Genomic DNA, 22,446 nt, shown 5'->3' with positions numbered 1-22,446 from the left:
TGCGAAGGTTCACCCAGGCCGGCGAAGACCGGCCAGACTTTCTACAATCGCAGCCCATGAGCCTGCCCCACTACACCCGAGCCAAAGAACTCCCTGCCACTCTTGCCAAGCGCCTGGTCATTCTGGACGGCGCCATGGGCACCATGATCCAGCGTTTCAAGCTGGGCGAGGCCCAGTACCGGGGCGAGGGCTATGGCGGCCCGGATGGCGCAGGCCAGCGCTTTGCGGACTTTCCCCGCGATGTGAAGGGCAACAACGAGTTGCTGTCGATCACCAGGCCCGATGTGATCCGCGACATCCACGAGAAATACCTGGCCGCCGGTGCCGATCTCATAGAGACGAATACCTTTGGCGCGACCACGATTGCCCAGGATGACTACCACATGGCCGATCTGGCCTATGAGATGAACCTCAAGAGCGCCCGGCTTGCACGCGCGGCCTGCGACAAGTACAGCACGCCCGGGCACCCGCGCTATGTGGCCGGCGCCCTGGGCCCCACGCCCAAGACGGCCTCCATCAGCCCCGATGTGAACGACCCCGGTGCGCGCAACGTGAGCTTCGAGCAGCTGCGCGCCGCCTATCTGGAGCAGACGCTGGCCCTCATGGAAGGTGGCGCCGACGTGATCCTGGTGGAGACGATCTTCGACACCTTGAACGCCAAGGCCGCGCTGTTTGCCGTGGATGAGGCCTTTGAGCAGACTGGCGAGATCTTGCCGATTCTGATCAGTGGCACGGTCACCGATGCCTCGGGCCGCATTCTGTCGGGCCAGACCGTGACGGCCTTCTGGCACAGCGTGCGCCATGCGAATCCCCTGTCCATAGGACTGAACTGCGCGCTGGGCGCAGCGCTGATGCGCCCCTATGTGCAGGAGCTCAACAAGGCCGCGCCCGATACCTTCATCAGCTGCTACCCGAACGCCGGCCTGCCCAACCCCATGAGCGACACCGGCTTTGACGAGACGCCCGAGGTCACGAGCCGCCTGGTGCACGAGTTCGCGGCCGAAGGCCTGGTCAACATCGTGGGCGGCTGCTGCGGCACCACGCCCGACCACATAGGCGCCATTGCACGCGCCGTGCAGGCCACGCCCACGCGCAAGCTGTTCTATACGGCCGAGGCCTGAGAACGTGCGCCCAAAGGGCGACGCGCCCTGCCCTTTCCGCACCGTGATCGAGGGCTTCCAGAAGGGCCAGCGACGCGCCCCAGGCCGCCGCAAGATGCGGCCTCAGCGCGAGCCCGCGGGTGACAGCTTTTCTATCAAGCCGTTGAGCTCGTCCAGCGAGCCGAACTGGATTGCCAGCTCGCCCATTTCCTGGAGCTTGCCGCCCCGGCGCACGCTCTTTTTGATGCGCACCTCCACATCGGCCATGAGCAGGTCGGACAGCTCTTCCTCGACACGCTTGAGATCGCGCGACTTGCCGTCCTTCTTGGCCTTTTGGCGCACCAGGCTGAACTCCGCCCCCACCTTCTTGACCAGGGCCTCGGCCTCGCGCACCGACATCTTCTTGGCCGCGATCTGATTGCCCGCCGTGATCTGCGTGGCCCGGTCCAGGGCCAGCAAGGCACGCGCGTGACCCATGTCGATGTCGCCGGCCATGAGCATGGTCTGCACGGGCTCGGCCAGATTGAGCAGGCGCAGCATGTTCGTGGCCGCACTGCGCGAGCGGCCCACGGCCTGGGCTGCCTGCTCATGCGTGAGACCGAACTCCTTGACCAGGCGTGACAGGCCCTGGGCCTCTTCCAGCGGATTGAGGTCCTCGCGCTGGATGTTCTCTATCAAGGCCATGGCCGCAGCGGCCTCGTCGGGCACATCGCGAACCAGTACCGGCACCTGATCCAGGCCCGCCAGACGGGCTGCACGGAAACGGCGCTCGCCCGCAATGATTTCGTACTTGCCTGCATTGCTCCCGCTGGCCAGCTTGCGCACCAGAATGGGCTGCATGATGCCCTGGGCCTTGATGCTTTCGGCCAGCTCGTAGAGCGCGCCCTCATCCATGCGCGTGCGCGGCTGGTACTGGCCGGCCACCATCTCGTCCAGGGCCAGCGCATGGGGCAGGCCATCAGCCTCGGCTGGCCGGACCTCGGCCTTGTCGCTGACCTTGGGGCCCAGCAGGGCTTCCAGCCCGCGTCCCAGGCCCTTGGGTTTCTTAGTCACCATGGTTTCCATCCTTGCTCAAAGGGTTTCAGCAGCGCATGGCCGCTGTCCCAATCCTGCGAATCCTGTGGCTCTGCGGCCTTGCTCATGGCCTGCAGACCCAGATCCTGAACCCGGCACGCACCCCAGGCCTGGGCCATGGCGCGGCTTCTCTCCAGGCTGCTCGCCTCTTCGCCCGGGCCAGCCACGAGGGTGCTGGCAAACGGCAGGCGCTGCAGCATCAGCGGGCTCCAGCCCGGCAGCCGGGCACGCAGCCCAGGCTGGTCGAGATCCACTGGCTCGACCAGCAAGGCCCCGCGCAGCCTGCTGGCGGCCAGCGGCGAATGCGCAGCCCACCATGCGACCAGGGCGCAGGCCAGCCCGTGGGCCACCAGCAGTACAGGACGCGGGGCATCCACCACCGTCTCCTGCAGCCGCGCACTCCAGTCGCCGCGCAGCGGGCGCTGCCAGTCGTTCTGCTCCAGCAGCTGGTAGCCATGGCGCTGCTGCCAGCGGCCCATCCAGGCATCGAAGCCGGACTTCTGCCAGCCGGGCAGCAACCACACATCCTCGGCCCGAAAAGCATCAAGATTCATAGCTGCCAGCGCTTGCCACACATGGGCTGCATGCGTTTTTCATGCCTGAACTACATTTTTTTGATGCGGCGCACCATCTCGCGTGCAAATTCCACAAAAGCCTTGCTGCCCTTGGCCGAGGGGTCGAACACCACACCGGGCACGCCATAGCTTGGCGCCTCGGCCAGGCGCACATTGCGCGGGATCACGGTGTCGAACACCTTCTCGCCGAAGTGCTCCTTGAGCTGGTCGCTGACCTGCTGCTGCAGCGTGGTGCGCGGGTCGAACATCACGCGCAGCAGACCTATGACCTGCAGATCGGGGTTCATGTTGGCATGCACTTGCTTGATGGTGTTGACCAGGTCGGTCAGCCCTTCGAGCGCAAAGTATTCACACTGCATGGGCACGACCACGCCATGGGCGGCGCACAGGCCGTTGAGGGTCAGCATGGACAGGCTGGGAGGACAGTCCACGAGCACGAAGTCGTAGTCCGCATCGGCAGCCTGGAGTGCGCCCTTGAGCCTGTCGTTGCGGCGCTCCAGCGTGACGAGCTCGATCTCGGCGCCGCTGAGTTCGCGGTTGGCGCCCAGCACGTGGTAGCCCACGGCTTCGGAAAATACCGCCGCTTCCTTGACCGAGGCGTTCTCCAGCAGCACGTCATACACGGACAGCTCCAGCGCGCGCTTGTCCACACCCGATCCCATGGTCGCATTGCCCTGAGGGTCCAGGTCTATGAGCAGCACGCGCTGACCGATCCTGGCCAGCCCCGCCGCAAGATTGACCGTGGTGGTGGTCTTGCCCACTCCACCTTTTTGATTGGCAACACAAAAGATTTTGGCCATGAAATTTCCGCTTCAATAGGTCATGGCCAGGCAGGGGCCATATGCTGTCAGGGCTGGATGGGCAGATTTGGTGCCCGAGTGGCACATGCGGCACTGCCTGACTCAAAGCATCGAGTGTATTCCAGGGGAGTGCCGGCATTCTCCCCAGCCCTCGCAAATCCGCACATTGCACTCGGTGCGCCTGCGGTTTCACGTGAAACATCGCCCTTTGCCGGGTCTGCGCGCTTGAATATAAGCCGCCGTCCCGAGACAATGCGCCCAGATGAGATGGGCCCAAGGCGGGAGAGACGGTCATGCAAAGCAATACACAGACTGCGGCAGCAGAAGTTGCCGCCCTGTTCTATGAAGGGATACTGGATTCGGAGCAGTGGTATGCAGCCCTGGACGCGCTGCGGCAGAAGCTGCAAGGCGTCTCCTTCCACCAGGTCACACTAGCCACGCAAAGCATGGCCGTCATCGACTCCGTGACCTGTGATGTCATACCCGAAGGCAAGGCCGAGGAATACGAGCTCCATCATGCAGACAGCGATGAGCGCATCGCCCTGATCTCCGGCATGCCCGATGGACAGTTCATGTTCGATCACCACCATTTCGATGACCGGCATATGTCGCGCTCGGCGATTTACGCCGACTTCCTGCGCCCCATAGGCATGCGCCACGCCTTGGGCATGGTCTTGCAGCGCAACGCACAAAGCCATGACTACATGGCTGTCTTGCGGGCCGATGACCAGAAAGCCTATGGAGACTACGAGCAAGCCTTGATGGAGCAACTCGCCCCGCATATGAGCCGGGCAGCACGCTTGCGTGCCCAGGCCGGGCAGCTGCAACGGCTCGCCGGCATCGGCGCCACGGCCCTGGATCATTTGCAGCACGGCATCATCGTCAGCGATGGAGCGGGCCGCATACAGCAACTCAACCAGAAAGCCGAGCGCAGCCTGCAGGAAGCCCGGTGGTGCCATGCATTGCACGGAAGACTGCAGCTTCGTGACCATGAAGCCCAGCAGCGCCTGGAGCAGGCTTTGCGCCTGGCCTGCCAGGCCCTGCCCCAGGCCAGCATGGTGCGGACCACCCTGCCGGAGCACGGAGCGGCCATCTTGCGTGTTCTGCCTCTGAGTTTCAGAAATGATCTGGCGGACCTTCACCCCACTGGCCGCCAGGCGCTGGTGATACTCAGCAGTCCTTTTCAGGCCAGTACCCTGCCCCTGGGGGCCATAGGAGAAATCCTCGGCATTACCCCCAAGGAAACCCTGCTTGCACAAGCCCTGGCACAAGGTCAGACCGTCAACCAGTTCGCAGCCACGCAAAACTGCAGCGTGCACACGGCCCGCGACCACCTCAAGAACCTGCTGGCCAAAACCGGCTGCCGCCGTCAGATAGAGGTGGTGCAGCTCATGCATGCACTGGCATGAGAGAAAGAAGAATGCCGGCGGCCTTTGCAAGCCAGGCGCCCATTCCACCCATCCCCATCCTCATGCCCAGCCAGCGGCATGCTGGCAATCTATGTCAGCGCGTGTTCATGCATCCAGATAATGCAACGCTCGGCATCCAGGCCGGGCACCTGCAAGGGTTCCACGTGAAACACCTGGATGTCTTCGGGCAGGGCGGCAATCTCTTCCTCGGGGTGACGGCCCTTCATGGCCAGCCAGGCCCCGCCCTCTTCCAGGGCCTGGCGTGACCAGGCCGTGAAGTCGGGCAGCGAGGCAAAGGCGCGGCAGCTGATCAGCGGATAGCAGGTCTTGAGCTGCTCCACACGGCTGTGCAAGCCTTTGAGGTTGCTCAGCCGCAGCGTCGCCGCAGCTTGCTGGATAAAGGCTGCCTTCTTGCCCACGGTGTCCACGCAGCTCACCTCAAGCTCGGGGCAGCAGATCGCAAAGACTACCCCGGGCAGCCCCCCGCCAGAGCCCACATCGAGCAAGCGCATGGCCTGGCCCTGTTCGGCCATCTGGGCCAGACGGCGCCTCAAGGCAGGCACGGCGGCCAGACTGTCCAGCAGGTGGTGGGTGAGCATTTCCTGCGGGTCGCGCACGGCCGTGAGGTTGTAGACCTTGTTCCACTTCTGCAGCAGGCCCATGAAGTCCATGAGGGAGTCGACCTGGGCCAGCGACAGATCCAGACCCAGGGCCTGCAGTCCGGCTTCCAGCGGGGAACGCAAATCCTGATCTGCGCTCATGCTGCGGCTTCCTGCGAAGCAAAGCCGCGAAAGCCGCCCTTCTTCAAGTGCACCAGGAGCAGCGATATGGCGGCTGGTGTCACGCCCGAGATGCGCGATGCCTGACCCAGGGTTTCGGGCCTGTGCTTTTGCAGTGTCTGGCGCACCTCGAACGACAGCGCCGGCACCTGCATATAGTCGAGCTCTTCGGGCAGGCGCAGGTTTTCGTAATGTGCGGCACGCTGCACCTCATCCTTTTGCCTGTCGATATAGCCCGAATACTTGGCGGCAATCTCCACCTGCTCGATCACGGCCTCGCTCAGATCGCCAAGGGTTTCCGGCGAGACCTCGTTGCCGGCCCAGCGGCCTTCGTTGAGAGTCATGAGCTTGGCATAGCCCACATCAGGCCTGCGCAGCAGGTCGAACAGCTTGTATTCGCGCTCCATGGTCTTGCCCAGCACACGCTCGGACTCCTCGGCCGAGACGAGACGCGGATTCACCCAGGTGGACTTGAGGCGCTCTGTTTCACGTGAAACAGCATCACGCTTGCGGCTGAATGCATCCCAGCGCGCATCGTCGACCAGCCCCAGACGGCGCCCGACTTCGGTCAACCGCATGTCGGCATTGTCTTCGCGCAACTGCAGACGGAACTCGGCACGGCTGGTGAACATGCGGTAGGGCTCGGTCACGCCCTTGGTGATCAGGTCATCCACCAGCACGCCCAGATAGGCTTCGTCACGGCGTGGCAGCCAGGGCTGCTCGCCACGGCACTGCAGAGCCGCGTTCATGCCGGCAAACAACCCCTGGGCGGCGGCTTCCTCGTAGCCCGTGGTGCCGTTGATCTGGCCTGCAAAGAACAGGCCCTGGATCTGGCGGGTCTCAAAGCTGCTCTTGAGCGAACGCGGATCGAAGTAGTCGTACTCGATGGCATAGCCGGGGCGCAGGATGTGGGCGTTCTCCAGCCCGACCATGGAGCGCACCAGCGCGTACTGGATATCGAAAGGCAGGCTGGTGGAGATGCCGTTGGGGTAGAACTCGTTAGTCGTCAGACCTTCGGGTTCGAGAAAGATCTGGTGACTGTCCTTGTCAGCGAAGCGGTTGATCTTGTCCTCCACGCTGGGACAGTAGCGCGGGCCCACGCCCTCGATCTTGCCCGTGAACATCGGGCTGCGGTCAAAGCCGCTGCGAATGATGTCGTGCGTGCGCCCATTCGTATAGGTAATCCAGCAAGGCACCTGGCGCGGGTGCATGGCTGCACCACCGTGGGCATGGGCCATGAAACTGAAGACGGGCAAATGCCCTTCGTTCACGCCACCGACCATGCCGTCCCCGGGCTGCTCGTGGCACTTCGAAAAATCGATGCTGCGCCCATCGATGCGCGGCGGCGTACCGGTTTTGAGCCGACCCTGGGGCAGCTGCAGCTCCTTGAGGCGGGCCGAGAGGCTTACCGCCGGAGGGTCACCGGCCCGGCCGGCAGCGTAGTTGTTCAGGCCCACATGGATCTTGCCGTCGAGGAAGGTCCCCGCCGTGAGCACCACGGCACGGCTGCGAAAGCGCAGGCCCACCTGGGTCACGGCCCCCACCACGCGGTCGCCTTCGACCATCAGGTCATCCACGGCCTGCTGGAACAGCCAGAGGTTGGGCTGGTTTTCAAGCACATCACGAATCGCGGCCTTGTAGAGAATGCGGTCCGCCTGGGCACGCGTGGCGCGCACGGCCGGGCCCTTGGAGCTGTTGAGAATGCGAAACTGTATGCCGGCCTTGTCCGTGGCCAGGGCCATGGCGCCGCCCAGCGCATCGACCTCCTTGACCAGATGCCCCTTGCCGATACCGCCTATGCTGGGATTGCAGCTCATCTGCCCCAGGGTTTCGATGTTGTGGGTTAGCAGCAAGGTCTTGCAGCCCATGCGCGCAGCGGCCAAGGCGGCCTCCGTGCCCGCATGGCCGCCTCCGACCACGATCACATCAAATTCCTGTGGGTACAACATGTATTCAACTCCGGGGGCCTGCCCGGCCCTGGCTCCCCCACACGAAGCGCTGATGCTCCGGCTCTCCTGGCAGGCCGACGTTTGCGTAGTCCGTGGCCCTGCGGGGAACCTGCGATTTTCCCATCTTTACCCGAACAATGCCTTGCAAAGGGTTGTGGGCCCATCTCTCAGAGCGTGTTCACGATCTCTACGCAGGCGCGTTGGAGCGCAATCGGGATGAGTTCGAGTCGATGGGCCGCAGCCATGTTTCACGTGAAACACGCTTCCAGAGCATGTCTTGCCAGGCGAAAAGCAAGCGTTTCCGGCTGCAAGCCAGGGGCTTGCACGAATCATGTGCGGCTTGTGTGCTGCAATGGCGGCCATGAAAATCCTGATCTTCGCGGGCAGTACTCGCCAGCAATCGCACAACCGCCGCCTGGCGGCTGCAGCCACGGAAATCGCGCGCGAATTCAGCGCCCAGCCCACGCTGCTGGAACTGTCGCAATTCGATATCCCCATGTACAACGCCGACCTTGAAGCCCGGGGTACACCTGCGGACGTGCTGCGACTCAAGGAGGAAATGCACAGCCATCCCGCCTGGCTGATCTGCTCACCCGAGTACAACGGCAGCTATACGGCCTTGCTCAAGAATACGCTGGACTGGGCCTCCAGCCCCGTGGCCGGTCATGCGCAGTGGGCGGATGGCACGCTGGCGTTTCGCGGCAAGGTCGTGGCCACGGCCAGTGCCTCTCCAGGCGGCCTGGGAGGACTGCGCTCGCAAGCCCATCTCGCAGCCCTGCTGCTCAACCTGGGCTGCTGGGTCGTTCCACGCAGCCATGCCGTAGGCCAGGCCCACGAAGCATTCGACGAAGCCGGCCGCCTCAAGAGCGGCAGGCATCTGGACGGCATGCGCGCCCTGCTCGAACAGACCCTGTGGGCAACGCAGCGGCTTGGGGCCTAAAGCGTGTTCACGATCTCTACGCAGGCGCGTTGGAACTGGTGCGCCGCGAGGAGGTCGTGAACACGCTCTAACGCTCGACACACTTCCTGTGCACCCCTGATGCCCGGTGCCAGGGTTGGCTGGGTCCAGCGAAACCGCGCCCATCGCGCAGGTCGCACAAAACCAAGCTGTCACATGGGTCGGAGCAATCGGCGTTAGCATGGCCGCTTGTCTTTTCATTTGATCGGATACCTTTGATCATGAAGCTCTACTACAGCCCCGGCGCCTGCTCCCTGTCCCCGCATATCGTGCTGCACGAAGCCGGCCTGCAGCATGAAGCCATTCTGGCCAGCACCAAGACGCATCAGCTGCAAGACGGCACGGACTACTACGCCATCAACCCTCTGGGCTATGTGCCGTTTCTGGTGCTGGACAACGGCGACACCCTGCATGAGGGCCCGGCCATCGTCCAATACCTTGCAGACCAGGCTCCGGAGAAGAGCCTCGCACCGGCCAATGGCACGCTGGCACGCTACCAGCTCCAGTCCTGGCTCAACTTCATCGCCACCGAGCTGCACAAGGGCTTTGCCCCGCTGTTCAAGCCCGACACACCGGAAGACTACAAACCCCAGGTTCGCCAGCAAGTGCTCAAGCGCCTGACCTGGGTCAACCAGGAGCTCGGCGAAAAGCCCTTTTTGATGGGCGCGCAATTCACCGTCGCCGATGCCTATCTGTTCACCGTGACAGGCTGGGCCCAGTTTGTGGGCCTGGACATCTCGGGCCTGGACCATATCGTGGCCTACCGCGAGCGCATCCTGGCCCGCCCCGCCGTGCAGGCCGCCATGAAGGCCGAGGGCCTGATCAAGTAAGCCGCCAGGGCCGGCATCCGGCCCGCGCATTGAATAAGCCGCTGAAGCCCCAACTCTTTAAGGCCTGCAGGAGCTCAACTCTTGCAGGCCTTTGTTCATCCCGTCCCCCGATTCCTATGAGCAGCTTGTTTGATTCCCTTGAAGCCGGCCAGCTGGCCTTGTCCAACCGCGTGGTCATGGCACCGCTGACGCGCAACCGCGCGCCCGGGGCCGTCCCCAATGCACTCATGGCCGAGTACTACGCCCAGCGCGCCAGCGCAGGCCTGCTCATCAGCGAGGGCACGGCCATTACCCAGCAGGGCCAGGGCTACGCCCATGTTCCCGGCCTGTACGGCGAGGACCAGCTCCAGGGCTGGAAGCAGGTTACCGATGCCGTGCACGCCGCCGGCGGGCGCATCGTGACCCAGCTATGGCATGTGGGCCGCATCTCCCACGATTCGCTGCAGCCCGACGGCCAGCCCCCGGTCGCGCCTTCGGCCATGGCCGCCAAGTCCAAGACCTATTTGATCGACGAAGCCACGGGCCAGGGCCAGTTCTCTGCCACCACCCTGCCGCGCGCCCTGGATGCCGCCGAGCTGCCCGGCATCGCACACGACTTTGCCGAGGCTGCGCGCAATGCCGTGGACCATGCCGGCTTTGACGGCGTGGAGCTGCATGCGGCCAATGGCTATCTGCTTGACCAGTTTCTCAAGACCGGTGCCAACCAGCGCGACGATGAATGGGGCGGCAGCATCGCCAACCGCTGTCGCCTGGCGCTGGAGTGCACACGCGCCGTGGCCAAGGCGATTGGCGGCGGGCGCACCGGCATACGCCTCTCGCCCGTGACCCCGGCCAACGACATCCACGACACCGATCCGCAGCCGCTGTTCGAGCACTTGCTGCGCCAGCTCGCAACCCTGGACCTCGCCTATGTGCATGTAATCGAAGGCTCCACGGGCGGGCCGCGCGAGATCGCCGAGCGGCCTTTCGACTACGCCGCCCTCAAGAATGCCTACCGCGAGGCCGGCGGCAAGGGCGCCTGGATGGTCAACAACGGCTATGACCGCGCGCTGGCCCTGGCCGCCGTGGAGAGCGGTCAAGCCGATCTCGTGGCCTTCGGCAGAGCCTTCATCTCCAACCCGGACCTGGTGCGCAGGCTGCGCGAGGATCTGCCGTTCAACGCCTGGGACAGCCGGCGCTTCTACGGCGGCGGCGCACAAGGCTATACCGACTATGCGCTCGCAGATGCCGGCTGAAACTGCAGGTCTGCGCCAGGTGAATTTTGAACAAAATAGGCCTCAAGGGCTTATCTGACAAGCGCAACCAGCTATTGATTTAGAAGCAACCGGCGGGACACGCCATCCGCGGGCTCAGGCTGTTTTTCCAGGCCCCGCATGAAGCCCGGGCGCGGACAGCCGGGCCTGGACGCCCGCAGGCTCTGCCGGTGCCAGTCCCGGCTTGCGGGCAGTCCGCTGGCTGGCCTGGGGCTCCACGCGGAACTGGCCCACGACCTCGGCCAGGCGGTCGGCCTGCTCGCTCAGCGACTGCGCCCCGGCCGCCGACTGCTCGACCAGGGCGGCGTTCTGCTGGGTCATGCTGTCGATGTCGGCCACGGCCTGGTTGACCTGGCCTATGCCGGCCGACTGCTCGGTCGCGGCTTCGCTGATCTCCCCCACGATGCGGCCCACGCTTTGCGCGCCATCCATGATTTCCTGCATGGCCCGGCCCGCCTGCTCCACCTTGAGCACACCGCCATCCACGACCTTGACGCTGGCCTCGATCAAGGCCTTGATCTCGCTTGCGGCCTGGGCCGAGCTCTGGGCAAGGCGGCGCACCTCGCCGGCCACCACCGCAAAGCCCTTGCCTTGCTCGCCTGCGCGCGCGGCCTCCACGGCTGCATTCAGGGCCAGGATATTGGTCTGGAAGGCAATCGAATCGATGAGGCCGACGATGTCTCCTATCCTGCTGCTGCTGGCCACGATCTCGTGCATGCTGGCCGTGGCCTCCGAGACCACGCTTTCGCCATGCGTGGCCGTGGACAGGGCCGAGGCCGCCAGCCGGTTTGCCAGCTGGGAAGAGGATGCCGTCTGCTGCACCGAGCCCGTGAGCTCGCTCAAGGACGCCAGGGTCTGCTGCACATTGCCGGCCGTATGCTCGGTGCGCGAGGACAGCTCCTGATTGCCCTGGGCGATCTCGCGGCTCACCGTCGCAATGCTCGCGCTCGCATCGCGCACCCGCACCACCAGGCTGCCCAGACCCTGCTGCATCTGATTGAGCGCATGCTGCAGATCGGCGATCTCATCACGCCCGGATACCGCATGGGCTTGCGACAGATCGCCCTCGGCAATCGTCAGCGCCTTCTGCCTGGCCTGTGCCAGAGGCCTGCAGATCGACAGCATGTTCAGCCAGGTCAGCGGTGCCACCAGCAGCAGGGTCAGGACCACGGCGCCCGCAAACGCCCATTGCGTCTGCTCGGCCACCGCATGCTCGCGGGCCCGCATGGCGGCCACTTCGTCGCTTTGCAGCGCATCGAGCTCGACGAGCACCCCTTCGAGCCGCTTCATCTCGGCATTGGCCTTGTCGCTCATGGCCAGGGCCTCGGCGCCAGAGACCAGACTGCCGGTCTCGACCAGCTGCAGCACAGGCGCGAGCTGCTGGCGATACGCGTGCATGCGCTGCTGCAGCGAGGCCACGAGCTCCGCCTCCCTGCCCCGGGCTCCGGCCTCCAGGTGCGCGGCCTGCGTCCTGGCCCGCTCCAGCGCGCGCAGCCACAGCTCCTGGCCCTGCTTTACGCGCTCGGCGTTTTCATGCTCGATGAGCATGTTCTTTTCGTGCAGGCGCACGCCCCCGAGCTCTGCGCGCAGCCGCGTCATGTGATCCAGCTTCGCATAGGCGCTGTCCATGAGCTGCTGGCTCATCTGCTGAATGCGGAACATGCCCAGCATGCCCACACCACCCAGCAGACCCAGCAAGCCCAGAACCACGGCAATCGCACCCAGCATGCGTGTGCGTATCGTGAAGCGCCGCATCATTCCCAACAGGTTCATGGTTCTTGCCTTCAGCTTGAATTGCCGTCTTGTGCGGTGAGGACAAATTGTTGCACCTTGGCTTGGATTCGCGAAGCCTGTCAAGGCGCCTCTATGGCCCGAACAGGCCGCGAAACGCCCCTCAAATCCCCAGGCTTTACCTTGTCATGATGTCAAGGTTCAAGATATGCGCATGCGTCGCCTTTGGCGCAGAACAACCAGGAGTCATCAGATGAACCATGTTTTCAACGTACAAGGCATGACCTGCGGCCACTGCGAACGCGCGGTCACCCAGGCCTTGCAGTCCGTGGATGCCCAGGCCCAGGTAGAGATCGACCGTGGCGCCAACCGGGTGGAAGTACAGAGCTCGGCCAGCCGCGAGGCCCTGAGTGCAGCGATTGCCGAGGAAGGCTATCAGGTCGCCTGAGACCTGAAACCAGAGTGCGCACCATGCCTGACAGCCCCCGCCCTGCCCGCCAGCAATGGCCTGTTTCCATAGGCGAAGCCGCACGCCTGGCCGATGTTTCGGCGCGCATGGTGCGCCACTACGAAACCCTGGGCCTGCTCGCCTGCGTGCACCGCACGGACAGCGGCTACCGCCAATACAGCGAGGCCGACGTGCACGCGCTGCGCTTCATACGCCGGGGCCGCGATCTGGGCTTTTCCATGGAGGAAATCGCCACGCTGCTGGGCCTGTGGCAGGACCAGGGCCGCGCCAGCAGCCAGGTCAAGCGCATTGCCCAACGGCATGTGGCCGAACTCGGCGAGCGCATCGCGGCCATGCAGGCCATGCAGCGCACGCTGCAAACCCTGGTGCATTGCTGCCACGGTGACGACCGGCCCGACTGCCCGATCCTGGACGATCTGGCAGCCCAGCCAGCCGACGCCAGGCCTGCGAAACCAGGCCCTGACCAGCGCTGATTCAGGCGCTGGCCGGGCTTTTGCGCGCAGCCTTCTGGGCAACGGAGGCCTTTGACACCGAGCTCTTCTGCGTCACGGCTTTTTGCGGCGCAACAGCCGCCGCAACAGCTGCAGTTTTTCGGGCCGCAGCAGGCTTGCGCAGCGCAGCTTTCTGCGGCACCTTGACCGCCTTGCCAGGCGTTTTGGCCGCCGCAGCCTGCACCACGGCGGCAGGCAAATCCTCACGCAGTTGCACGCCCGCCAACAGCGTGTCTATGCAACGCCTGGCGACCTCCTCGGCCGGGTACTCGCCCCCGGGCTGGTACCAGCGCCCTATCCAGCTCAAGGCACCGGCAATCACAAAGGCCGTCATCTTGGGATCGCAGGGAGCAACCGTGCCCTCCTTCACGCCCTCGGCCACCAGGCGCCTGAAGGCCTGGTCTATGGCGGATTTCTGGCGCCGCAGCTCCTTGCGGCTTTCGGGCGGCACCTGCTCGTCACCCACGCGGATCAGACACATGCCGAAGTCCAGCGTCACGATGCGCGCATACACCTCCATGCAGGCACGCAACTGGTCTATGGCCTTGCCCCCTGCCTTGCGCGAGGCCTCTATGCCTTCCAGGGTCATGGTCAGGCCCTTGTTCACGCACTGCAACAGGATCTCGTCCTTGTTCTTCACGTAGTAGTACAGCGTGGGCTTGCTCACGTTCAGCCGGGCCGCGATGTCATCCAGCGAGGTGGCATGAAAACCGCGCTCATTGAACAGCTGGGCCGCAGCCTGCAGCACGGCATTGCGCTTGGCTTCGCGCTGGCGCTGGCGGTCCGCAGAGCTGGCCCAGGGCGAGTCCATCGTGGACGGGGTGCTTTTTTTCCGACGGGTCTTGGTTTCGACGGTCAACTTGTTCATAGCTCGTATTACACCGGGGAAATCACCAATGCTCCAAGTGGAGTGTTACCACCAGAATCTACTCCAGAGTAAATAGTCTACGCATTAGTAGATTCCTGTTCCAACAAAAACAAATGGCAGCAGAAGACCGATGGAGACAAAACCAATCCCGGGGGCATCTCCCCCTTTGCTACAAGTGGACGGCGTCACGCTGGCCTTTGGCGGTGTCAAGGCCCTGTCGGGAGTGGGCTTCGATGTCCAGTCCGGCTCCATCACCGCCGTGATCGGGCCCAATGGCGCAGGCAAGACCTCGCTGTTCAACACCATCTCGGGCTTTTACAAACCCACGGGGGGCTCCATACGCTTTCGCGGCCAGGACATCACCCGGGTGCCCGCGCCGCAGCGTGCACGCCTGGGTCTGGGGCGCAGCTTTCAGAACATTGCGCTGTTTCGCGGCATGACGGTGCTGGACAACATCAAGCTGGGCCGCCACGCCCACCTCAAGACCAATGTCTTCGATGCATTGCTCTACATGGGCCGTGCGCGCCGTGAAGAAGCCGAGCTGCGCCGCGACATCGAGGAGCGCATCATCGATTTCCTGGAGATCGACCATATCCGCCACGCCCCCGTGGCCGCACTGTCCTACGGCCTGCAAAAGCGCGTGGAAATGGCGCGCGCCCTGGCCATGCAGCCCGAGATCCTCATGCTCGACGAGCCCGTGGCCGGCATGAACCGCGAAGAGACCGAGGACATGGCGCGCTTCATCCTCGATGTGCGTGCCGAATGGGGCGTGACCGTGCTCATGGTCGAGCACGACATGGGCATGGTCATGGACCTGTCCGACCACGTGGTGGTGCTCAACTTCGGCCAGGTCATAGCCCAGGGCCTGCCGGCCCAGGTGCAGGCCGATCCCGAGGTGGGGCGGGCCTATCTGGGCTCGGGCGATGTAGGCGAGCTGCGCCGCAAACTGCAAGCGGCCGCTACGGCACAAGGAGTCGCGTGATGGACTGGGCTTATCTGTTTGAAATCAGCCTCACGGGCCTGGCCAGCGGTGGCTTGTACGCCCTGGCGGCCCTGGCCTTTGTGATGGTTTACAAGGCCACGCGCGTGGTGAATATCGCCATCGGTGAGCTGCTCATGGTGGGGGCCTATCTGTTCTTCACCTTTGCCTCCATGTTCGCGCTGCCGCTGTGGCTGGCCATTCCCGCCGCCGTGCTGGGCACAGGCCTGCTGGGCGCGGTGATAGAGCGCACCATGATCCGCCCGCTGCTGGGCGAGCCACCGATCTCGGTGTTCATGGTCACCGTGGGCCTGGCCTCGGTGCTGGTGGGTCTGGTGGAGATGATCTGGACGGCCGACCAGCGCCGCCTGATCGAGTTCATGCCCAGCGATCCCATCGTCATCGGCGAAGCCTTTCTCGCCCCCAAGGTGGCCTGGGGCGCCGTGGTGGCGGGCGTGTTCATTGCCGCCGTGCTGCTGCTGTTTCGCTTCTGGCGCGGCGGGGTGGCCTTGCGCGCCACGGCCAGCGACCAGGCAGCGGCCTATTCGGTGGGCATTAACGTGCCGCGCGTGTTCTCTCTGTCCTGGGTGGTCTCGGCCATGATTGCCGCGGTCTCGGGAATCATCGTCGGCTCCATAGGCGGCATCTCATCGTCCATGGGCGTGTTCGGTCTGTCCGTGCTCGTGGTGGTCATCGTCGGCGGGCTGGACAGCGTGCTGGGCGCACTCATCGGCGGCCTGCTCATCGGCCTGGTCGAAGCCCTGGCCGGCTCTTATCTGGGCGGCGAATACAAGCTGCTGGCCACCTTCATCGTACTGGTGCTCATCCTCATGCTGCGCCCCTACGGCCTGTTCGGCACCCGCGAAATCGAGCGTCTCTAGGAAACCCGCCATGCGCATAGGAACCTTCAAGGAAAGCTACGTTGCCGACGCAACGCTGTTCGACTCCCGCACGCAGAAAATGTGGCTGGCCATTGCCGGCGCCCTGCTGCTGCTGTTTCCCTTTGTGGCCAGCGATTACTGGCTCTACCTGGCCTGCCTGGTCGCCATCAACGTGGCCAGCGCCACGGGGCTCAACATCCTGACCGGCTACACCGGCCTGGTCAGCCTGGGCCAGGCGGCCTTCATGGGGCTGGGTGCCTACACGGTGGCCATTTTGCAGACCCGCTGGAATCTGCCTTTTGCCGTCAACCTGCTGGCGGGTGGCTTTGTAGCCATGGTCGGCGGCATTGTGGTGGGCATACCATCGCTGCGGGTCAAAGGCCTGTACCTGGCGATTGCCACGATTGCGGCCTCCTTCATTGCCCACTTTCTGTTTGCCAACCTGGCGATCACGGGTGGCACAGCGGGCATCTCGATGCCGCCGGCCCAGCTCTTTGGCATGGAGCTGGACACCTCGTTCCGCCTGTATTGGCTGATCGTGCCCGTCACCATCGTCATGCTCATCGGTGCGGCCAATCTGTTTCGCACCCGCATAGGCCGGGCCTTCATCGCCATCCGCGACCGCGACATCTCGGCCGAGGTGCTGGGCATACCGCTGCTGCGCTACAAGCTGCTGTCCTTCGGCCTGTCCTCGTTTTATGCGGGCGTGGCCGGCGGGCTGTGGGCCTATTTCTTTCGCGTGGTCACGCCCGAGAGCTTTCCGCTGTTGATGTCCATCTTCTTTCTCGCGGCCATCATCGTGGGCGGCATGGGCTCCATCCTGGGCGGCATTCTGGGCGCGGTCTTCATGACCATGGTGCCCGAGCTGCTCAAGCTCATCGTCGATCTGCTGCCCGGCGGCAGCGAGCTGACGGTGTTTCTCTCGCCTGTGCGCACCATGGTGTTCGGGCTGTTGATCATTGGTTTTCTGGTGTTCGAGCCGCTGGGGCTCGCAGAAATGTGGCGGCGCACACGTCGCTTCTTCCACCTGTGGCCCTTCCGCAATTGAGGCGGCTGCACAGGCTTTGAGCGTGACATAAAAAACGAGGAGACAAGCATGCAAAACCAACCGACTTCCCCCCGCCGCCGCTCGCTGCTGCTTGCAGCCGGCGCATCCATGGCCGCACCGCTGGGCATTCCGCTGACAGCCCATGCGCAAGCTGCAGGTGAAGACATCGTGATCGGCGGCTCGATTCCCATGACCGGCGTGTTTGCGTTTGCCGGCGTGGGCATCAATGCCGGCATTGCCGACTACGTGAAGATCGTCAACGACGCAGGCGGCATCAAGGGCCGCAAGGTCAAGTACGTGGGCGAGGACACGGGCTACAAGGTCGATGTCTCGGTGGCCACGTTCAAGAAGATCACCAGCCAGAACAAGGTCAACCTCTACTACGGCGACTCCACGGGCTTTGCCAAGACCATCAACCCCGAGCTGGAGCGCAACGGCAATATCCTGATGGCGGGTGCCTCGTTCGCCTCCGAACTCAACGACCCCAAGAAGTTTCCCAACCAGTTTCTGGTCGGCCCCGACTACACGGAGATGTTCGGCATTCTGCTCAAGCACATCGCCAAGGAAAAGCCGGGCGCCAAGGTGGCCTTCGTCTATTCGGACTCCGAGTTCGGCCGCGACCCCATCGAGCGCAGCGAGGCCGAGGCCAAGAAGCTGGGCCTGTCCGTGGCCATCAAGATCATGACGCCTGCGGGCAGCGTGGACGTGTCCACCGAGGTCATCAAGCTGCGCCGTGCCGCGCCCGACTACACCATCTTCCACGGCTACATCCTGGCGCCCATTCCCGAGTTCATCAGCCAGGGCAAGCAGCAGGGCATGAAGTCCAAATGGATGGGTACCTTCTGGACCATGGACAGCTCCACCGTGATGAAGATGGGCGAGGCCGGCGACGGCTTCATGGGGGTCATGCCTTTCCGCTACTACTACGACACGGAAAAAGCGCCCATGCTGGAGAAGATCCGTGCCATGCGCCCCGAGTACCAGAGCACGGCCTATATCCAGGGCTTTCTGGCCGCCATGCTGTTCCTGGAATCGGCCAAGCGCTGCCTGGATGCGGGCAAGCCTTTGACGGGCGCCAATCTCAAGGCCGGGCTCAACAGCCTCAAGGATTTCGACACCGGCGGCCTGATCGGCGTGCCCATCACCATTGCCGGCAACTCCATTCCCGTGGGCCGCGTCTACCGCGCCGATATGAAGGCGCAGAAGATGGTGGCGGCTTCTGACTGGATAAAGCTTTGACCCCCTGAGGCGCTACGCGCCTTCCCCCGGAGGGGGACGACAGCCTCGCTGCGGGGCGGCCCTTGCTCGCTGTCTCTGGCGCTAGGGTGCGCCAGTAATTGCGGCCATGAACTTTGCAAGCCCTCTTGCTAGAAACCATGAACCAACAAGCCACGGATTTCGTCCTCGAAATCAACAATATCGAGGTCATCTACAACAAGGTGGTGCAGGCCCTGCGCGGCCTGTCCCTCAGCGTGCCGCGCGGGCAGATCGTGGCCCTGCTGGGCAGCAATGGCGCGGGCAAGAGCACCACGCTCAAGGCGGTCTCCGGCCTGCTCGCGCTGGAGGACGGGTTGCTGGCCAGCGGCAGCGTGCGCTACAACGGCCAGTCCACCGCGCAATACGCGCCTCAGCAGCTGGTGCGCCTGGGCCTGTCCCATGTCATGGAAGGCCGGCGCGTGTTTGAAGACCTCACGGTGGAGGAGAACCTGATCGCCTCCACCTACGCGCTCACGGGCCGCAACACGCAAGGCGGCCAGGCCAAGCCCGACTTTGACCTGGTCTACAGCTACTTCCCGCGCCTGTTCGAGCGTCGCAAGGGGCTGGCGGGCTATCTCTCGGGCGGTGAGCAGCAGATGCTGGCCATAGGCCGGGCGTTGATTGCCCAACCCGAACTCATCTTGCTGGACGAGCCCTCACTGGGCCTTTCCCCCAAGCTCACCGAAGACATCTTCGCCATCATCGCGCGCATCAATGCCGAGCGCGGCACCTCCATGCTGCTGGTGGAGCAAAACGCCACCGTGGCCCTGGCCGTGGCTCACAGCGGCTACATCATGGAAAACGGAAAAATCGTCATCGACGGCTCGGCCGAGCGCCTCTCGCAAGACGCCGATGTGCGCGAGTTCTACCTGGGCATGGGCGGCGGCGGCGAAGCCAAGAGCTTCAAGGACATCAAGCACTACAAACGTAGAAAGCGCTGGCTCTCATGAGCCACATCCCCCTGAGGCGCTACGCGCCTTCCCCTGAAATAAGGACACAGGGGAACGATGGCCTTTGTTGCGGGACAGTGCGACCGGCGTAGGCCCTTGCTTGGTGTTTGCTGATCAAGGCAGTGCCTGCTTTCAAGATTGCGCCCATCACAAGGCGCCACGAATCACAGACGATATGAACATCCCCGAACTCACCCTGCCCCAGATGCTGCGCCAGCGTGCGCAGGCCGACGGCGATCGCGTGGCCATACGGCAAAAGGACTTTGGCATCTGGAAGCCCACGAGCTGGGCCGGTTTTGACCTGCGTGCCAGCCACTTCGGCCTGGGTCTGTTGGCGCTGGGCCTGCCTCGCGGCGGCCATATGGGGGTGATTGCCGAAAACCGCATCGAGTGGGTGATTGCCCAGATGGGCGCCGGCCTGGTGGGCGCGGTCACCGTGGGCGTCTACCCCACCAGCCCCACACCCGAGGTGGCCTATGTGGTGGGCCATGCCGACATCGAAATCATGGTCTGCGAAGACCAGGAGCAGACCGACAAGGTGCTGGAGGCGCTGGAGCAGTTGCCGCGCCTGAAAAAAATCATCGTCATGGAGACCAAGGGTCTGCGCAGCTTTGCCCCCGAGCAACGCGCGCTGATCGCCAGTTTTGACGAGGTGGAAAAGCTGGGCGCCCAGGCCGCCAGCCAGGCCCCCATTGACGAGGCCCTGGCGCGCCAGACGCTGGATGACATCGGTCTGATGATCTACACCTCGGGCTCCACGGGCGCGCCCAAGGGCGCCATGATTTCCTGGCGCAACATCCGCGGCGTGGTGCCCGGCATTGCCCGGCGCCTGGGCCTGTCGCGCGATTCACGCCACCTGTCCTATCTGCCGCTGTGCCATGTGGCCGAGCAGATGCTGACCACCTTCTGCCCCATCTACCTGGGCGCACAAGTCCACTTTGGCGAATCGATTCGCACGGTGCAGGAAGACCTGCGCGAAGTCGCGCCGAATATGTTTTTGGGCGTGCCCCGCATCTGGGAAAAGCTGCACGCCTCCATCAACATCAAGATGCAGGAAACCGGCAGCCTGCGCCAGGCCCTGTACCGCCGCGCGCTTAGCTACTGCGCGCCGCTGGCCGAAAAGCCGCGCAGCAGCTGGAGCCTGGCGGAGCGCCTGGCCCAGGCCGCGAGCTACTGGCTGGTGTTTCGCGCGCTGCAAAACTTCATCGGCCTGCGCGATGTGCAGGTGGCTCTCACGGGCGCAGCCCCGATCCCGCCCGATGTGGTGCGCTACTTCCGCACGCTTGGCGTGCCGCTGATCGAGGTCTACGGCCTCACCGAATCTTCGGGCATGGTCACCGGCCATGAACTGCACAAGGTGGTGGTGGGCACGGTGGGTACGCCCATAGACGGCGTGGACTGGCGCATAGGCGCCAATGGCGAATTCCAGATCAAGGGCGAGATGGTGTTTGCCGGCTATTACAAAAACCCCGAGGCCACGGCCCAGTCCATACAGAACGGCTGGCTGCACACCGGCGATGTGGTGCGCGAGGAACAGGGCCAGCTCAAGATCGTGGACCGGCTCAAGGACATCATGATCACGGCCGGCGGCAAAAACCTCACGCCCTCCGAGATCGAGAACACCATGAAGGGCAGCCCCTACATCAAGGAATGCATCATCGTGGCCGAGGGCCGCAAGTTCGTGAGCGCCCTGGTGCAGATCGACCTGGAAACCGTGGGCAAATGGGCCGAGGCGCGGCGCCTTCCCTTCACCCATTTCCGCTCCCTGGTGGAAACGCCCGAGGTGCGCGAGCTCATCAACAGCGAGATCGCCCAGGGCAATGAGCGCCTGGCCCAGGTCTCGCGCATACGCAAATTCCATTTGCTGACCAAGGAGCTGGACCACGATGACGGCGAGGTCACGGCCACCATGAAGGTCAAACGCTCCAGCATCTACAAGACCTACGCCGTCGAAATTGACGCGTTGTACCAATAGGCTCCGGTATGGCTCCTTCCCCCGCCGGGGGAAGGTTGGGATGGGGGCCGCAGCATGTACGACACCAACCCTATTGAAGTCGCCTAGACCGCAGGTCTCCCTCCCAAGTCTCCCCGAAAGGGGGGAGAGCTGATCATTAAAAAATGAGCTGGTAGCGCTTTATGACAAAGGATTTCAGATAGAAAAGTATCTGAAACCGTTGATCAAAGAGCGCTACCAGCTCTCATACAAGGAGCATCAATGCCCCCCGAAAAAACGCCTTTGCTCGTAGAGCGTGATGGCGCCATCGCCACCCTCACCTTCCACCGCCCCGAGTCCTTGAACGCCATCGACGTGCCCATGGCCCAGGCCTTTTTGCAGGCCATGCAGCAGCTCGCTGCCGACGCCACGCTGCGCTGCCTGGTGCTGCGCGGTGCGGGCCGGGGCTTCATGGCTGGTGGCGATCTGGCCACGCTGGCCGCCGACCCCGTGCAAGGCGCGGCCGATCTGCTGGGCCCGCTGAACCAGGCCGTGGAACTGCTGGCGCAGCTCAACGCGCCCGTGATCGCCCAGGTGCATGGCGCCGTGGCAGGCGCTGGCCTGTCGCTGATGCTGCAGGCCGACTTCATCTATGCGGCCGAAGGCACGCGCTTCAACCTGGCCTACATCAACCTGGGCACCAGCTGCGACGTGGGCGCCTCCTGGGCGCTGCCGCGCCGCGTAGGCCTCAGCCGTGCGCTGGAGATCGCCATGCTGGGCGAGACCCTGGACTGCGCCGAGGCCGCGCGTCTGGGCCTGGTCAACAAGGTGCTGGCAGCCGAGCTGCTCTCGGCCGGCGTGGAGCAGCTCGCCCAGCGCCTGGCCAACGGCCCGACGATTGCCCTCGGCCATATGCGCCGCCTCATGCGCGCGGGTCTGGAGCAGGATTTGCCCACGCAACTGCAGGCAGAGGCCCTGGCCTTTGGCGCCTGCGCGCGCACCCAGGACATACGCGACGGCATTGCCGCCTTCCAGACTAGGCAAAATCCTGTTTTTCAAGGCCGCTGAGGGAGGCTGACGCGCAGGCGGCAGCGCTTGCGGCCAGAGCATCA

20 protein-coding genes and 1 pseudogene are annotated in these 22,446 nt (G+C 64.1%); 14 read left to right on the top strand and 7 right to left on the bottom strand.

Annotation, left to right across the window (positions count from 1 at the left end):
- Positions 1–56 precede the first annotated feature (56 nt).
- A complete protein-coding gene (locus tag G486_RS0103670) occupies positions 57–1,121 on the top strand; it encodes a homocysteine S-methyltransferase family protein (protein ID WP_027014311.1) in 1,065 nt (354 codons plus the stop codon).
- A gap of 102 nt (positions 1,122–1,223) precedes the next feature.
- Here the strand turns inward: G486_RS0103670 and G486_RS0103665 are convergent, their stop codons facing one another.
- Genes G486_RS0103665 through G486_RS0103655 form a run of 3 tightly spaced genes read right to left on the bottom strand, consistent with a single transcriptional unit; the run spans position 1,224 to position 3,549 of the window.
- Complete coding sequence (locus tag G486_RS0103665) at positions 1,224–2,156, bottom strand: ParB/RepB/Spo0J family partition protein (RefSeq protein ID WP_027014310.1); 933 nt, start codon at positions 2,154–2,156, stop codon at positions 1,224–1,226.
- On the bottom strand, positions 2,150–2,728 hold the full coding sequence (locus G486_RS0103660) for an RBBP9/YdeN family alpha/beta hydrolase (protein ID WP_027014309.1): 579 nt from the start codon (positions 2,726–2,728) through the stop codon (positions 2,150–2,152). Before G486_RS0103660 ends, G486_RS0103665 begins: the two co-directional genes overlap by 7 nt.
- Positions 2,729–2,778: 50 nt before the next feature.
- Positions 2,779–3,549: a ParA family protein gene (locus tag G486_RS0103655; protein ID WP_027014308.1), complete on the bottom strand. Its 771-nt coding sequence runs from the start codon at positions 3,547–3,549 to the stop codon at positions 2,779–2,781.
- Between the two features lie 293 nt (positions 3,550–3,842).
- Here G486_RS0103655 and G486_RS21460 point away from each other — a divergent pair, with 293 nt between their 5' ends.
- Positions 3,843–4,958: a helix-turn-helix transcriptional regulator gene (locus G486_RS21460; RefSeq protein WP_034386568.1), complete on the top strand. Its 1,116-nt coding sequence runs from the start codon at positions 3,843–3,845 to the stop codon at positions 4,956–4,958.
- An 89-nt stretch (positions 4,959–5,047) separates the two neighbouring features.
- On the opposite strand, the gene rsmG is transcribed toward G486_RS21460, so the two are convergent.
- The gene (gene rsmG / locus G486_RS0103645; protein ID WP_034386565.1) at positions 5,048–5,719 is read right to left on the bottom strand and encodes a 16S rRNA (guanine(527)-N(7))-methyltransferase RsmG; all 672 of its coding nucleotides are present in this window, start codon (positions 5,717–5,719) and stop codon (positions 5,048–5,050) included.
- Complete coding sequence (gene mnmG, locus G486_RS0103640) at positions 5,716–7,686, bottom strand: tRNA uridine-5-carboxymethylaminomethyl(34) synthesis enzyme MnmG (protein WP_027014306.1); 1,971 nt, start codon at positions 7,684–7,686, stop codon at positions 5,716–5,718. The genes rsmG and mnmG overlap by 4 nt, the downstream gene beginning before the upstream one ends.
- 352 nt (positions 7,687–8,038) lie before the next feature.
- Between mnmG and G486_RS0103635 the strand changes: the two genes are divergently transcribed.
- The 3 genes from G486_RS0103635 to G486_RS0103625 all read left to right on the top strand — a co-directional run bounded on the left by G486_RS0103635 (position 8,039) and on the right by G486_RS0103625 (position 10,709).
- Positions 8,039–8,626, top strand: a complete 588-nt coding sequence (locus tag G486_RS0103635) for an NADPH-dependent FMN reductase (protein WP_027014305.1) — start codon at positions 8,039–8,041, stop codon at positions 8,624–8,626.
- A gap of 239 nt (positions 8,627–8,865) precedes the next feature.
- Positions 8,866–9,474: a glutathione transferase GstA gene (gene gstA, locus G486_RS0103630; protein ID WP_027014304.1), complete on the top strand. Its 609-nt coding sequence runs from the start codon at positions 8,866–8,868 to the stop codon at positions 9,472–9,474.
- 116 nt (positions 9,475–9,590) lie between these two features.
- On the top strand, positions 9,591–10,709 hold the full coding sequence (locus G486_RS0103625) for an alkene reductase (RefSeq protein ID WP_027014303.1): 1,119 nt from the start codon (positions 9,591–9,593) through the stop codon (positions 10,707–10,709).
- A 114-nt stretch (positions 10,710–10,823) separates the two neighbouring features.
- On the opposite strand, the gene G486_RS0103620 is transcribed toward G486_RS0103625, so the two are convergent.
- Positions 10,824–12,500: a methyl-accepting chemotaxis protein gene (locus G486_RS0103620; protein ID WP_027014302.1), complete on the bottom strand. Its 1,677-nt coding sequence runs from the start codon at positions 12,498–12,500 to the stop codon at positions 10,824–10,826.
- A gap of 211 nt (positions 12,501–12,711) precedes the next feature.
- Here G486_RS0103620 and G486_RS0103615 point away from each other — a divergent pair, with 211 nt between their 5' ends.
- Entirely contained in the window at positions 12,712–12,906 is a 195-nt protein-coding gene (locus G486_RS0103615; protein WP_027014301.1) for a heavy-metal-associated domain-containing protein, read from the top strand.
- 23 nt (positions 12,907–12,929) lie between these two features.
- A complete protein-coding gene (gene cueR, locus G486_RS0103610; protein WP_027014300.1) occupies positions 12,930–13,400 on the top strand; it encodes a Cu(I)-responsive transcriptional regulator in 471 nt (156 codons plus the stop codon).
- Positions 13,401–13,569: 169 nt separating this feature from the next.
- On the opposite strand, the pseudogene G486_RS21455 reads toward cueR, so the two are convergent.
- Positions 13,570–14,286 (bottom strand): annotated as a pseudogene (locus G486_RS21455) (TetR/AcrR family transcriptional regulator); the annotation flags it as partial.
- A gap of 130 nt (positions 14,287–14,416) precedes the next feature.
- On the opposite strand from G486_RS21455, the gene G486_RS0103600 reads away from it, so the two are divergent.
- From G486_RS0103600 to G486_RS0103570, 7 genes are all read left to right on the top strand, one after another.
- Positions 14,417–15,268: an ABC transporter ATP-binding protein gene (locus G486_RS0103600; RefSeq protein WP_027014299.1), complete on the top strand. Its 852-nt coding sequence runs from the start codon at positions 14,417–14,419 to the stop codon at positions 15,266–15,268.
- Entirely contained in the window at positions 15,268–16,146 is an 879-nt protein-coding gene (locus tag G486_RS0103595) for a branched-chain amino acid ABC transporter permease (protein ID WP_027014298.1), read from the top strand. The genes G486_RS0103600 and G486_RS0103595 overlap by 1 nt, the downstream gene beginning before the upstream one ends.
- A gap of 10 nt (positions 16,147–16,156) precedes the next feature.
- Complete coding sequence (locus tag G486_RS0103590; protein WP_027014297.1) at positions 16,157–17,194, top strand: branched-chain amino acid ABC transporter permease; 1,038 nt, start codon at positions 16,157–16,159, stop codon at positions 17,192–17,194.
- Between the two features lie 48 nt (positions 17,195–17,242).
- Positions 17,243–18,433: an ABC transporter substrate-binding protein gene (locus tag G486_RS0103585; RefSeq protein ID WP_027014296.1), complete on the top strand. Its 1,191-nt coding sequence runs from the start codon at positions 17,243–17,245 to the stop codon at positions 18,431–18,433.
- Between the two features lie 137 nt (positions 18,434–18,570).
- Positions 18,571–19,401: an ABC transporter ATP-binding protein gene (locus G486_RS0103580; RefSeq protein ID WP_027014295.1), complete on the top strand. Its 831-nt coding sequence runs from the start codon at positions 18,571–18,573 to the stop codon at positions 19,399–19,401.
- Positions 19,402–19,576: 175 nt separating this feature from the next.
- Complete coding sequence (locus G486_RS0103575; RefSeq protein ID WP_027014294.1) at positions 19,577–21,376, top strand: AMP-dependent synthetase/ligase; 1,800 nt, start codon at positions 19,577–19,579, stop codon at positions 21,374–21,376.
- A gap of 240 nt (positions 21,377–21,616) precedes the next feature.
- Entirely contained in the window at positions 21,617–22,402 is a 786-nt protein-coding gene (locus G486_RS0103570; RefSeq protein WP_027014293.1) for an enoyl-CoA hydratase/isomerase family protein, read from the top strand.
- Positions 22,403–22,446 lie beyond the last annotated feature (44 nt).

Source organism: Comamonas composti DSM 21721 (assembly GCF_000429845.1).
GTDB classification, from domain to species: domain Bacteria; phylum Pseudomonadota; class Gammaproteobacteria; order Burkholderiales; family Burkholderiaceae_C; genus Comamonas; species Comamonas composti.
The sequence above is the reverse complement of the archived record's forward strand: the minus strand, read 5'-3'. Positions and strand labels throughout refer to the sequence as shown.